The 12,206-nt window shown below is 70.7% G+C and carries 10 protein-coding genes and 1 tRNA gene; 8 read left to right on the top strand and 3 right to left on the bottom strand.

The window, feature by feature from the left end; genetic code table 11:
* Positions 1–8 precede the first annotated feature (8 nt).
* Positions 9–464 carry a GatB/YqeY domain-containing protein gene (locus KBX34_RS22565; RefSeq protein WP_088950579.1) on the bottom strand — a complete coding sequence of 152 codons (456 nt, stop codon included), beginning with the start codon at positions 462–464 and terminating at the stop codon, positions 9–11.
* Positions 465–489: 25 nt separating this feature from the next.
* On the opposite strand from KBX34_RS22565, the gene KBX34_RS22560 reads away from it, so the two are divergent.
* Both KBX34_RS22560 and KBX34_RS22555 read left to right on the top strand, forming a co-directional pair.
* Positions 490–1,383 carry a metallophosphoesterase gene (locus KBX34_RS22560; protein ID WP_141911651.1) on the top strand — a complete coding sequence of 298 codons (894 nt, stop codon included), beginning with the start codon at positions 490–492 and terminating at the stop codon, positions 1,381–1,383.
* A 254-nt stretch (positions 1,384–1,637) separates the two neighbouring features.
* Positions 1,638–1,714 (top strand) — tRNA-Pro (locus KBX34_RS22555).
* 177 nt (positions 1,715–1,891) lie between these two features.
* On the opposite strand, the gene KBX34_RS22550 is transcribed toward KBX34_RS22555, so the two are convergent.
* Positions 1,892–2,650: a hypothetical protein gene (locus tag KBX34_RS22550; RefSeq protein ID WP_210926774.1), complete on the bottom strand. Its 759-nt coding sequence runs from the start codon at positions 2,648–2,650 to the stop codon at positions 1,892–1,894.
* A gap of 355 nt (positions 2,651–3,005) precedes the next feature.
* Here KBX34_RS22550 and KBX34_RS22545 point away from each other — a divergent pair, with 355 nt between their 5' ends.
* From KBX34_RS22545 to KBX34_RS22525, 5 genes are all read left to right on the top strand, one after another.
* Positions 3,006–3,710, top strand: a complete 705-nt coding sequence (locus KBX34_RS22545; RefSeq protein WP_210926772.1) for an HAD family hydrolase — start codon at positions 3,006–3,008, stop codon at positions 3,708–3,710.
* Between the two features lie 107 nt (positions 3,711–3,817).
* Positions 3,818–4,189, top strand: a complete 372-nt coding sequence (locus tag KBX34_RS22540) for a hypothetical protein (protein ID WP_210926770.1) — start codon at positions 3,818–3,820, stop codon at positions 4,187–4,189.
* 405 nt (positions 4,190–4,594) lie between these two features.
* Entirely contained in the window at positions 4,595–6,640 is a 2,046-nt protein-coding gene (locus tag KBX34_RS33755) for an FG-GAP-like repeat-containing protein (RefSeq protein ID WP_210926768.1), read from the top strand.
* A 170-nt stretch (positions 6,641–6,810) separates the two neighbouring features.
* A complete protein-coding gene (locus KBX34_RS34075; RefSeq protein WP_210926766.1) occupies positions 6,811–9,402 on the top strand; it encodes an AAA family ATPase in 2,592 nt (863 codons plus the stop codon).
* Positions 9,403–9,477: 75 nt separating this feature from the next.
* A complete protein-coding gene (locus tag KBX34_RS22525; protein WP_210926764.1) occupies positions 9,478–10,302 on the top strand; it encodes a class I SAM-dependent methyltransferase in 825 nt (274 codons plus the stop codon).
* A 52-nt stretch (positions 10,303–10,354) separates the two neighbouring features.
* On the opposite strand, the gene KBX34_RS22520 is transcribed toward KBX34_RS22525, so the two are convergent.
* The gene (locus KBX34_RS22520; RefSeq protein ID WP_210926762.1) at positions 10,355–10,828 is read right to left on the bottom strand and encodes a hypothetical protein; all 474 of its coding nucleotides are present in this window, start codon (positions 10,826–10,828) and stop codon (positions 10,355–10,357) included.
* A 153-nt stretch (positions 10,829–10,981) separates the two neighbouring features.
* Here KBX34_RS22520 and KBX34_RS22515 point away from each other — a divergent pair.
* Positions 10,982–12,206: MFS transporter (locus KBX34_RS22515; protein ID WP_210926760.1), on the top strand; the 1,225-nt coding region annotated here is incomplete at its 3' end.

The following is a 12,206-nucleotide window of genomic DNA, read 5'->3' as shown; positions in this document are numbered from 1 at the left end:
CCGGTGGGTCAGAGGCCCAGCTGTCGGCGTACCTCGGAAGCCACCCGGCCGCCCTCGGCCTGGCCCGCCACCGCGGCCTGGGCCGCCTTCATGGCCGGGCCCATCTGGGCCTTGCCGGTGAAGCCGCCCGCGGCGAGCGCCCCCGACACCAGCTCGGCCAGCTCGGCGTCCGAGAGCTGCTTGGGCAGGTAGCGGTCCAGCACCTCACCCTCGGCCGACTCTTTCGCGGCCTGCTCGGCGCGGCCGGCGTCGGCGAACGCGGTGGCTGCCTCCCGGCGCTTCTTGGCTTCTTTGGTCAACACGGCGAGCACCTCGTCATCGGTGAGCTCGCGCTTGGCCTTGCCGGCGACCTCCGCGGTGCCGACGGCGGCCAGGGCCATCCGCAGCGTGGAGGTGGTCAGCTCGTCGCGCGCCTTGAGCGCGGAACGCATGTCGGCAGTGAGGCGGTCCTTCAGCGTGCTCATGGACGGTCAAACTACCCTGAACGCCATGCGAAAGCGCACACTATTCCGGCTTGCCGCCGGAACCGCCACGGTCGGCGCGGCCACCCTCGCGTACGCGTCGCTCATCGAGCGCAACATGTTCACCCTGCGGCGGTACGACGTGCCGGTGCTGCCGGCCGACGCGGAGCCGCTGCGTGTGCTGCACCTGTCGGACCTGCACATGATGCCCGACCAGGCGCGCAAGCAGCGCTGGGTGGCGTCGCTGGCCGCCCTGGACCCCGACCTGGTGGTGGTGACCGGCGACAACATGGCGCACCCGGACGCGGTGCCCGGGGTGCTGCGCGCCCTACAGCCGCTGCTGGACTATCCGGGGGCGTTCGTGTTCGGCTCCAACGACTACACCGGGCCGGTCCTGAAGAACCCGTTCACCTACTTCCTGCCCGACCGTGAATACACCGAGGGCGTCGAGCTGCCCTACGAAGAGCTGCGTCAGGTGTTCACCGGGGCCGGCTGGGCGGACCTCAACAACGTCCGGACCACGTTGAAGGCCGGCGGTCGGCAGCTCGACCTGGTCGGCGTTGACGACCCCCACATCGACCGGGACGACTACCCCTCCGTGGCTGGCGCTGTCTCGTCGTCAGCGGATCTGTCCATCGCGCTGACGCACTCCCCGGAGCCACGGGTGCTCGACCAGATGGCGGCGGACGGCTTCGGGCTGATGCTGGCCGGGCACACCCACGGCGGTCAGGTCTGCGTACCGGGCTTCGGTGCGCTGGTCACCAACTGCGGCCTGCCCCGCTCGATGGCGCGCGGTCTGCACCGCTGGCCGGGCTCGGACTCCTGGCTGCACGTCTCCGCCGGCCTCGGCACCCACCCCACCGCCCCGATCCGCTTCGCCTGCCCCCCGGAGGCCAGCATCCTCACCCTCATCCCCCGCTGACCCGCCCACACCTGCGCCCCGCACAGGCGGCGCAGGCCTCAAGATCCGCGCACACCCCTGCGCCCCGCGCACACCCCTGCGCCCCGCGCGGGCGTCAAGATCCGCGCAACATCAGGGATGTTGCTGCCTCACCCCGCGCCGAGGCAGCAACATCGGGGAAGTTGCGCGGATCTTGAGGCCCGCGCGGGGTCCGGGCAGCGGGGGTACCGAGTTTGACCATCGGGGCGGGTGGGCTACTATTTGTCGGCACGCCTCGGGGTGTGGCGCAGCTTGGTAGCGCGCTTCGTTCGGGACGAAGAGGTCGTCGGTTCGAATCCGGCCACCCCGACCAGGTCAGAGGGCACATCCGATCCATGGATGTGCCCTCTAGTGCTTCCTGGGTGACCAACTGCGGCCGGATCGAGGCCAGCCAGGGTTGCGCGACCCGGCGGAAGGCCCGGCGGACGGTGGCTGCATCGGGGGCAGTGCCGACAGTCGAGGGAAGATCAGCCCGAGCTTGACGTTTGGCCTAGGAGCCGTCGCCCGCGCTCTTCCAACCGTCCCGCTCGGGTAACTCGGCGAGAAGCCGCTCGTACTCGGGCTGGCTACCGATCGTTGCCCGGTGTTCGGGGAGAGCGACGTAGTGCCCGATCACAGCAGCGAGAAATTCCGCGTCGACGTTGTCGGTGCGCATGGCCTTCCGGCTCCACGGGATACCGCGTCGCCGCACCAGCTGGGGTTCCGTGATCGCCATCCGGAGCCGCGAGGGGCGGTCGACACCTGGGGGGATCTGAGCGGCCGGTAGGGCCTCCCACGGCACAGTGAGTGAGCCGAGAGCCCAACGCTGCCGTATCCCGTAAGGATGGAGCTGCACCCCGTAACCCCGCCACGCCTCAACCAGCAACAGCGCGACCAGCAAAAACCAGGGAATATTGACGATCACGTCGAACGTCGACGCAATGCCTGCCCTGGCCGAACGCACCACCGCGCCGATGCTGGCCGATGCAGGCGCGAGGAAGCCCAGGGCAATGAGCACCTTCCACGCCGGAGCGGGTGTAGCGAAGGCCGGAACCTGCGGCTGCACCACAAAGTAGACCGGACGGGTCCCCATGGCGATGAGCGCCAGGACCAGGACCGCCAAGGTAAGGAAGAGCAGCGGGAAGAACAGGCGCTCCCCCAGGGTGGGCACGAACCCGACGGCCGCGACGTTCACGCCCGCCACCAGTAGACCAAGCATCAAGACACCGTGCCTGTGATGCACCATGGCATCCGAAACCTTGCCGATCATGCACGTGACCATACGAGCCGGCGGTTGCAGGACTGGCTAGCCGATCGGTCGACGCTGAACAACGAAGCATCGATCATGTCAAGCATCCTGTCCCGCAAAGTTTCTGCACGCCTTCAATGCGGCCGAGACGGGCCCGCACCCGGTCGCGGTCCGTGAGCGGTTGCGCAGGGCCACCCCGCCAGCGTCAACGCGGGCAAGCCGAGCAGACCGCCACCCGGGCCGCCAGCGTCCGAACGTGCGTCAAGGCCGTCTTGACGTGGGGGACCGGGGTGGCGGCCCGCTCCCCAGGGCGGGTCAGCGGCAGGCGGGATGGCAAGCAAGGCGACAGCGGTGACGATCTCAGTAGGATGCGCACATGTCTCGGCCAGTGATCTTCGATCTCTTCCATACCCTGGTTCACGGTGCCGATGACGAGCGTGACCGGGTAGTTGGCGAGATGGCGCTCGTGGTCGGGGTGGCACCGTCCGCGCTGATCGCTGCGTACCACGCCACCTGGCGTGACCGGCTGGTCCGGTGGGACGTGGAGGAGACTGTCCGCATTCTCGCCGGACGCCTTGGTGGCACGCCAACCGACGCACAGGTGACACGGGCCGGTGGACATCGGCGAGCCCTCGCGCGCCGGGTGCTGGGCACTGTCTCGACCGCCACCCTGGACGTGCTTGACGCGCTGCGCGACGACGGGCATCCGCTGGCCCTTATCAGCAACGCCACCTCGGAGACCGCCGAGGCGTGGCCGCAGAGCCCGCTTGCCCGCTGCTTCGACGTCGCGGTCTTCTCCTGCGAAGTCGGGCTGGCCAAGCCCGACCCGGCGATCTACCGCATCGCCGCTGAGCGGTTGGGCGTCGCGCCGGCAGAGTGCGTCTTCGTCGGTGACGGCGCAGACGGCGAACTGGCCGGCGCGGCAGCGGTCGGTATGACCGTGCTTCGTACCACTGAGCACAACGACACCGACCCGAGCTGGGGCGGACGTGCGTTCGCCACCCTTGGCGACCTGCCCGCCCTGCTGTGTGAGTCGGCCGGTCTAAGTTCCTCTTCAACGTCTGACGGTCGGGTTGGGTGACCAACTGGGTGACGACGGACGAAGAGGTCGAGGTGCGGCTGTAGATGTTGTGCCACGATCGGCCCGTGCGTACCTGGGGTGGGCTAAGCCATGAGGAGCAGTGCCTCATGGTCAACGCTCAAGAGCATGACCTGCTCCCGAGCGTGCTCTGGGACTGGCGGACCGATCTCGACCAGGAAGACAAGTTGACACTGCTGCCGGTGCTTGCCGCTGCCCTGGTCTCACTGGTCAATGATGGGCTCATCGAGGTACGCCAGCTGGTCGTCGACGTAAACGGCAGCGGCAGCTACGAGGTGATTCCCTGCGGACAACTTCCTGACGTGCTCGCCGACCAGGCTGTGTGGGAGTACACAGATCACAGCTGGATCCATCGTGACGAGGGCCTGGCGATCGTCGAGACCCACGCGGGGCGAGAGTTGTCGCTCACCGATCGCGCAGGTGTGCCGGATCCCCAGAGCTCGAACCCCTACCTGAAGTAGCCGGCCTGTCGGGGCGGGCGGTGAGCCAGCGGTCCGGGAAGCTGAACGGCGCGGCGATGATCATCGGGCAGAGATCCGGCACAACTGACACCGGCGAAGGCTGTCAACTGCGGTAAGGCAGCGGAAGAATCGACCCTGGCCACGTGGCCGATCCGTCCAGTTCGGAATGATCGACGCAGCGCTGGAGGGGTTCAGGGTTCTAGTCCGCCCCGGCGGTCCGAACCACGGCGAGCGGCTGCAACCGCACAACCTGAGCTGTCCAGCAGTCCGGGCGGCCCGAACGGATCGACGTCGACGGCGATCTTCCCCACCGGCCGTTCGCGCTGCCGGCAGTGACGTTCTTGCGGGCGCTGTCGCTATGACTTACGCCTGTCTATGACGAATCCCCGGGATCTGGAGATGTGCATGGTGTCGCAACAGCGAAGGCTGGGCCGTGGCGTGATGATCCTGCTGATGGCCCTGGCCGTGATGGTGGCGTCCACCACGCCGGCGTTCGCGGCGGCATTGCCGCCACCGGCCTCGGTTGGCGCGGCGGCGGTCTCCGCGACCCGGGTCGAGGTGAGTTGGCAGGCTGTGGCAGGCGCCGGCAGCTACGAGGTACGGCGCGGAACCGTGTCAGGTGGCCCGTACCAAACGGTGGGGACGGCCAGCGGGACGTCTTACGTCGACGAGACCGTCGCGCCGGAGAAGGCGTACTACTACGTCGTACGGTCCCGGTCCGGCAAGCGGACGTCGGGCGACTCGACCGAGGCGTCAGTGCAGACCTCGCTCCCGAAGCCCGTCAAGGTGCGGGCGACCGCGGCGGAGACGAGCATGACCCTGCGTTGGAAGGCCGCGGCCGGCACAGCCCGATACGAGATCGTCCGGCTGAGCGAGGCGGCACCGGTGGAGACGGTGGTCGGCACCACGACCTCGACCGAGTATGTGGACAGCGGCCTCACGGTCGCCACCCGCTACGTCTACTGGATCCGGGCGGTCGGCGCGGGCGGCGCCACGGCCACGTCCGACGCCGTACGGGTCTACACGGGCCCTGCCACGACAACGACGGTCACGGTGTCACCGGGCTCGGTGGAGCAGGGACAGCGGATCCTGCTCATCGCGAACGTGCGATACGCGGACGGCCGGATTCCCAGCGGTGAGGTGGCGTTCATGTCTGCGGCCGGCGCGGTCGCGTTCGTCAACGTCGACGGCACCGACGGCACGGCGATCGCCATGGTCAACGGCACTGGATGGACTCCGACCTCGGTCTACGCGCAGTTCCAGGGGTACGACTGGCAACCGTCCGGGGCGAGCGTGTCCGGCGATGCCGTGCCCGTGGTCACCCAGCCCTACGGCTCAGTGGTCTTCGCCGCTCCCTCCTGGCTGAAGCTCGGCTCCTGGGAGGAAGCGGTCGCCACCGGCGACCTGACCGGCGATGGGCTCTCTGACGTGGTGGTGACGACGACCGAGTACGCCGATGACGCCCACGACCATTCCGCCTTCCTGTTCGTGCAGGAGGCCGAGAACCAGCTCGTGCTGAAGCAGCAGTTGGCGACGTCGACACCCACCGGCGGCAGCATGTACCCGGTCATCGGTGACCTGGACGGCGACGGCGCCGACGAACTGGTCGTCGCTACGGGCGACGGGGTCGACGTGTTCCGCCGTACCGGATCCGAGCTCTCGACGGCCGAGCACCTGTCGTTCGCCGACGACCTCATCGACCTCAAGCTCTGCGACCTGGACGGTGACGGTCGGACGGACATCGTCGCGGTGAGCGACAACGGCGTCCTCGTGCGGTACGGCGACGACAACGGTGGCTTCGCACCCGTGGCTCTCGTCTCGCCGCACCGCGGTTTCGTCCTGGACACGGTCGACATGACGGGGGACGGCCGGCCGGACCTGGTGGTGCAACTCGGACAGCTGATCCAGATCAGCACCCAGACGGCGCCTCGATCGTTCGCCGACCCGGTCGGGTACCAGGCTCCCGCCGGACACCTGCGCACGGTCAGTTCCATGGCCGTCGGCGACGTGACAGGGGACGGTAGGAAGGATGTCGTCGTCACCGTCTCCGGCAACGCACCGAACGCCCAGGTGCAGGTGCTCACCCACGACAGCGGGGGCGTGTTCGGACGGTGGATCCGCTACCCGGTCTACGAGATACCGGACGCCATCGCGATCGCCGACGTGAACAACGACGGTCGTGACGATGTCGCCATCACCCACGGCGGCTGGAGCTCAGCGGGCGTCCTGCTGCAACGGCCGGACGGCTGGCTGGGCGACGAGTTCCGCGTCTCCCAGCTGCCGCCCGCCAGTTCCTTCACCCCGCGCGGGCTCGCGGTCGCCGACATCAACAACGACGGCCTGAAGGATCTGCTGATGGCCAACTACAACTACGGGCTCGTGGTGGTGCCGCAACGCCCCGCGGCGACGTCCGCAGCGACGTCGCCGAAGGTCCAGGTGGGCCGGGCCTGAGCGACGTTGGAGGACTCGTCGGTGGAGGGCACATCCGATCAACGGATGTGCCCTCCACCGTTTCCGGGCGTGCCTGCGCGCTCAACCCACAAGGATGAGTTCCGGGACCAGGGGATGCTGCCGTCGTGGCTGACGACGGAGCGACGCCCCTCTGACTAGCATCGATCGCGATGGAGCTGCTGGAGCGCACGGACGCGCTCGCCACCCTGGACGGGCTGCTGGCCTCCCCCGGTGGCGCGATCGCGCTCGTCGCGGGCGAGGCAGGAGCCGGCAAGTCCACAGTGGTCGGTGCGTTCGCGGCGACGGCCGGGGCCAGGGTGCTCTGGGGCAGCTGCGACCCACTGCTGACCCCACGGGCGCTCGGCCCGGTGCACGACATCGCCCGGCAGGTCGGCGGCGTACTCGCGGAACGACTGAGCGCACTGCACACGGCGACGGAGGCCGAAGGGCGCGACGCCGTGTTCGACGCGCTTCTCGGCGAGCTGACCAACCCCCGGCCCGGTCACCGGACGGTGATGGTGGTGGAGGACGCGCACTGGGCGGACGGTGCCACCCTGGACCTCATCGCGTACCTGGGGCGGCGGCTGACCCGCCACCCGGCGCTGCTCGTGCTCACCCTGCGCGATGACGAGGTGAGGGCTGACCATCCCCTGCACGCCGTGCTCGCAGGGCTGCCCCGGCCACTGGTCCGCCGGTTGCCGCTGCCGGCCCTGTCCACCGATGCCGTCGCGCGGCTGGCCCGCCGCGCCGGCCGCGACCCTGACGGGTTGTACCAGGCCACCGGCGGCAACCCGCTGCTGGTCACCGAGGTGCTGGCCGCCACCGGCCCGGGTGTGCCGCCGACCGTACGCGATCTGGTGTTGGCCCGACTGGCCGCGTTGTCGCCTCCGGCCCGGGAGGTCGCCGCCCTGGTCTCGGTGGTCCCGTCCCGGGCCGAGCCGTACCTGCTCGACGGTCATCCACCGGCTGCCGTGCAGGAGTGCCTGGATCGGGGGGTGCTGGTGCCGGCGGGCAATGCGGTGGCATTCCGGCACGAGTTGCTGGGTCGGGCGGTACGCGAGTCACTGTCCCCGGCGCACCGGGTCGCGCTGCACGCGGCCGTACTGGCCCGGCTCACGCCCCGGCCGGACGTGGACGCCGCCCGGTTGGTGCACCACGCCCACCACGCCGACGATCCGGCGGCCGTGCTGCACTGGGCGCCCGTAGCGGCCCAACGGGCCAGCCGGGCGGGCGCGCACCGGCAGGCAGCGGACCACTACACCGTCGCACTCCCACACGCCGCGGGCCTGCCGGCAACGCGCCGGGCCGAGTTGCTCGAGGCGTACGCGACTGCCGCGTACCTTGCCGGGCTGGCCGCGCAGGCGCTGGACGCCCGGCAGGCCGCGCTCGCCCTGCGGGAGGCCGAGGGCGATCCGCTGCGGATCGGCGAGAACCTGCGCTGGGTGTCCCGGCTGTGCTGGTGGACCGGGGACAGCGCTGCGGCCCGGACGACGGGTACCCGGGCGGTTCAGGTGCTGGAGTCCGCGCCGCCCGGCAGGCAGTTGGCGATGGCCTACAGCAACATGTCGCAGCTGCTCATGCTCGCCGACGACAACGGCCGGGCCATCGACTGGGGCGACCGGGCCCGGGAGCTGGCCCGGCGGCTCGGCGACGTGGAGACCGAGGCGCACGCCCTGGTCAACGTCGGTTCGGCCCGCCTCCAGAGCGGTGATGTCGCCGGCATGATCGAGCTGGAACGTGGGCACACCCTGGCCGTCGCCCACCATCTCGACGACCACGCGGCCCGGGCGCTGGTCAACCTGGCCACCATGTCGGTGGAGTGGCACCGGATCGGGCGGGCCGCCGAGGCCCTGGACCGGGCGTTGCGCTTCACCGAGACCCGGGACCTCGACGGGTACGCCCGGCACCTGCTCGGACACCGGTCCCGACTGCGGCTGACGACCGGCGACTGGGCAGGTGCCCGCGCCGACGCCGAACGGGCGCTGACCGGCACCGTGCAGCCCGGCGGGAGCCTGGTCCCGGCCCTGGTCGCACTGGGCCGGCTCCATGCACGCAGGGGCGAGCCGAGCACCGAGGACCATCTGGACAGGGCGGCGCGCTGGGCGACGCGGAGCCGGGAACTCCAGTTCGTCGTGCCGGTCGCCGCGGCCCTGGCCGAACGACACTGGCTGGCCGGCGAGCCGGAACGGGCGGTCCCCGAGCTGCGCCGTGCCCACCGGCTGGCTCTCGACGCGGGCCAACCCTGGTACGCCGGCGAGCTGGCGTACTGGCTGTGGCGGGTCGGCGAACCGCTCGGGGACACCGACGCGCTGGCGTCGCCGTACCGGCGGCTCATCGAGGGTGACTGGGCTGGCGCGGCCGAGGAGTGGCACCAGCTCGGCTGCCCGTACCCCCGGGCCGAGACGCTGGCCTGCGGCGACGACCCGGCGGCCGCTGAGGCGCTGCGGATCCTGGACGGGCTGGGCGCGGTCGCCGTGGCCCGACGGATCCGGGCTGAGCTGCGCGGCCGCGGGATGGCCCGGGTGCCGAGAGGGCCGCGCCCGAGGACGGCCGGGGACCCGGCGGGCCTGACCGCCCGGCAGCGGGAGGTGCTGGCGCTGCTCGCCGAAGGGCTCAGCAACGCCGAGATCGCGGCCCGGCTGTCGCTCTCCGTTCGGACCGTCGGCCACCACGTGTCGGCGGTGCTGGACAAACTCGCGGTGCCCAGCCGGGGCCAGGCTGCCGCGACGGCCCGCCGGCAGGGCCTGGCGCCCCCAACATAGGTGTTTCTACCGATCCCTCGCAGTGCCACTCCGCCTACGGTCGGTGACACACGAAACGTCCGAGGGGGACCATCGATGACCACCGCAATCGATCTCAACGCCGTCAAGGCACGCCAGCAGGTGACCTGGGCCAGCGGCGACTACGGCGCTGTCGCCGCCCTCATCCACCCGATCTCCGAGTTGCTGGTGACGGAGGCCGACCTGTCGGCCGGCGCCCGGGTGCTGGACGTGGCGACCGGCACCGGCAACGCCGCCATCGCCGCCGCGCGCTGCGGCTGCGTCGTGACCGGCGTCGACTACGTACCCGAACTGCTGGAACGGGGCCACGCCCGCGCCGCTGCGGAACGACTCCCGGTCACGTTCGTGACCGGGGACGCGGAGCGCCTGGCGTACGCCGATGGGTCCTTCGACGCGGTGCTCTCCGTCGTCGGCGTGATGTTCGCGCCCAACCAGGAACAGGCGGCAGCCGAGCTGGTCCGGGTCTGCCGGCCCGGCGGCACGGTGGCGCTGGCGTCGTGGACGCCGCAGGGATTCATCGGCGACCTGTTCCGCACGGTGGGGCGGCATGTGCCGCCGCCGGCAGGGCTGCGCCCACCGGTGCAGTGGGGCGACGAGGGCCGGGTCCGCGAGCTGCTCGGCGGGGCCGTGGGTGAACTGCGGACGGTACGCCGGGAGTACGTCTTCCGCTTCGGCACCCCGGAGGAGTTCGCCGACTTCTTCCGAGCCAACTACGGGCCGACGCTGAAGGCGTTCGAGGCGCTGCCCGAGGAGCAACGATCGAATCTGCACGCCGATCTGGTGGAGCTGGCCCGTACGCACAACCGGTCCGCCGACGGCACGGTGCGGATCCCGGCGGAGTACCTGGAGGTCGTGGCACGGCGGACCGCCGACCCGGTCTGACAGGGCCCCACCCAAAGACGGGGGCGGCTGCCGGTGTGGCCGCCTCCGCCGGTCAGTCCTGTCGTTCGGTGCGCTCGATCTCGGCGAACGCGGCGGCCAGGTAGTCGTCCAACGGCACGCCGGTCGCCGCCAACAGATCGGCCACCAGCAGCGGGGCATGCCGGGCCAGGGCGGACGCGTCCGGGGGTGACTCGTCGCCCTCGGGGTCGTACACCCCCAGAGCGCCGGCCAGCAGGACGAGCACCACGTGCGGGTCGACGTCCGAACGCCACCGTGCCGCACCCTGCACGCAGCGGGTCAACACCTGGCGGATGTCGTCGCCGGTCAGCCCGTCCGGGTGGCTCTCCTCCAGCAGCAACCGGACCACCGCGCCGAGCACCAGCCCGGAACGCTCGTCGGCGGCGAGCTTGCCGACCACCTCGTCGTACGCCTGACCGTCGCGTGCCTGGGCTGCGACGACGGCCGCGGTGGCGGTCACCGCGATGGCGCGGGCGGTAGCGGGCAGATGTCGCCAGGTGCCGGTCATCGGGTCAGCATCGCAGACCCGGCGGACACCGCCGGACCGGCGAGAGGGTCAGGTGGATCATCGTGGGATCGGTCACTCGTCGACCTCGACGACGGCGCGGCACGGCCGAAAACGAGTCGCGTGGTGTCACACCCGACCAACAGAATGCCGGACATGCTGCGCCGCGCTCTGCCCCGCCGTTCGGAAGCTCGCCGGATCCTTCTCGGCACCCTGCTGTCGGCGATCGGGCGCGGCTTGACCCTGCCGTTCCTGTTCATCTACCTGACCGACGTACGCGGGCTCACCGACACCCGCGCCGGGCTCGTGATCGGCTGGTACGGCGCCGTCACCCTGGCCCTGTCACCACTGGGCGGGACGCTGATCGACCGGTTCGGCGCACGCCGGGTGGTGGTGCCCTGTCTGCTGATCGAGGCGGTCGGCACCGGCTCGCTCGCGCTGGTCGACTCGACCGGGTCGGCGCTGCTGGTGATGACGGTGATCGCGGTCGGCAGCTCGGCGATCTGGTCCGGGCAGAACACGATCCTCGCGTCGCTGACCGACGACGATGAGCGGCAACGCGTCTTCGGGCTGAACTTCGCCCTGCTCAACCTGGGCATCGGCATCGGTGGCATGACCTCCGGCGCGATCGTCGACACCGGACGGCTCGCCACCTTCCAGGTGATCTATCTGCTGGACGCAGTGACCTACCTGCTGCCGGCCCTGATCCTGCTCACCCTGCCCGGCGTGGGCCACCGACTCGGCAACCATCGGGGCGTCGACGAGCCGTCTGCCGGCGGCTACCTGACCGTGCTCCGGGACCGCCCGTTCCGGCGGCTGGTGATCTTCGGGTTGATCCTCACCACCTGCGGCTACGCACAGGTCGAGGTGGGCTTCGCCGCGTACGCGGTGCGGGTCGTCGAGGTGAACCCCCGGGTGGTGGCGTGGGCGCTCGCGGCGAACACCGTGATGATCGTGCTCGCGCAACTGCTGGTGATCCGCCGGATCGAGGGGCGCAGTCGCACCCGGGCACTGGCGGTGGTGGGTGCGGTGTTCGCCGCAGCCTGGTTGGTCCTCGGCGCGGGCGGCCTGGTCAGCGGTGAAAGCGCTCTGTTCGCCGCCCTGTGCGTGGTGGCCTGCTCGGCGATCTTCGGCTTCGGCGAGACGATGCTCTCGCCGGTGATGCCCGCGCTGACCAACGCACTGGCCACTGACGAGCTACGCGGCCGATACAACGCCATGAGTTCGATGATCTTCGGGGTCAGCGGTGTGATCGGTCCGGTGACCGCCGGCCCGCTCATTGGCGCCGCCAACGGCATGGTCTGGGTAGCGACTGTGGTCGGCGGCTGCCTGGTCGCCTCGCTGGTCGCGCTGTCCCTGCGCCGCCTGCTCAGCACCGAGC

Source organism: Micromonospora sp. M61 (assembly GCF_018070245.1).
Lineage (GTDB): Bacteria > Actinomycetota > Actinomycetes > Mycobacteriales > Micromonosporaceae > Micromonospora > Micromonospora zamorensis.
Note: the sequence above shows the minus strand (reverse complement) of the source record. Positions and strands in the feature narration are given on the sequence as shown.

Coding starts and splice junctions, on each gene's coding strand:
- KBX34_RS22560 (WP_141911651.1), top strand. CDS start 490: ATGCGAAAGCGCACACTATTCCGGCTTGCCGCCGGAACCGCCACGGTC.
- KBX34_RS34075 (WP_210926766.1), top strand. CDS start 6,811: ATGGAGCTGCTGGAGCGCACGGACGCGCTCGCCACCCTGGACGGGCTG.
- KBX34_RS22565 (WP_088950579.1), bottom strand. CDS start 464: ATGAGCACGCTGAAGGACCGCCTCACTGCCGACATGCGTTCCGCGCTC.
- KBX34_RS22545 (WP_210926772.1), top strand. CDS start 3,006: ATGTCTCGGCCAGTGATCTTCGATCTCTTCCATACCCTGGTTCACGGT.
- KBX34_RS22540 (WP_210926770.1), top strand. CDS start 3,818: ATGGTCAACGCTCAAGAGCATGACCTGCTCCCGAGCGTGCTCTGGGAC.
- KBX34_RS33755 (WP_210926768.1), top strand. CDS start 4,595: ATGGTGTCGCAACAGCGAAGGCTGGGCCGTGGCGTGATGATCCTGCTG.
- KBX34_RS22550 (WP_210926774.1), bottom strand. CDS start 2,650: ATGATCGGCAAGGTTTCGGATGCCATGGTGCATCACAGGCACGGTGTC.
- KBX34_RS22525 (WP_210926764.1), top strand. CDS start 9,478: ATGACCACCGCAATCGATCTCAACGCCGTCAAGGCACGCCAGCAGGTG.
- KBX34_RS22520 (WP_210926762.1), bottom strand. CDS start 10,828: ATGACCGGCACCTGGCGACATCTGCCCGCTACCGCCCGCGCCATCGCG.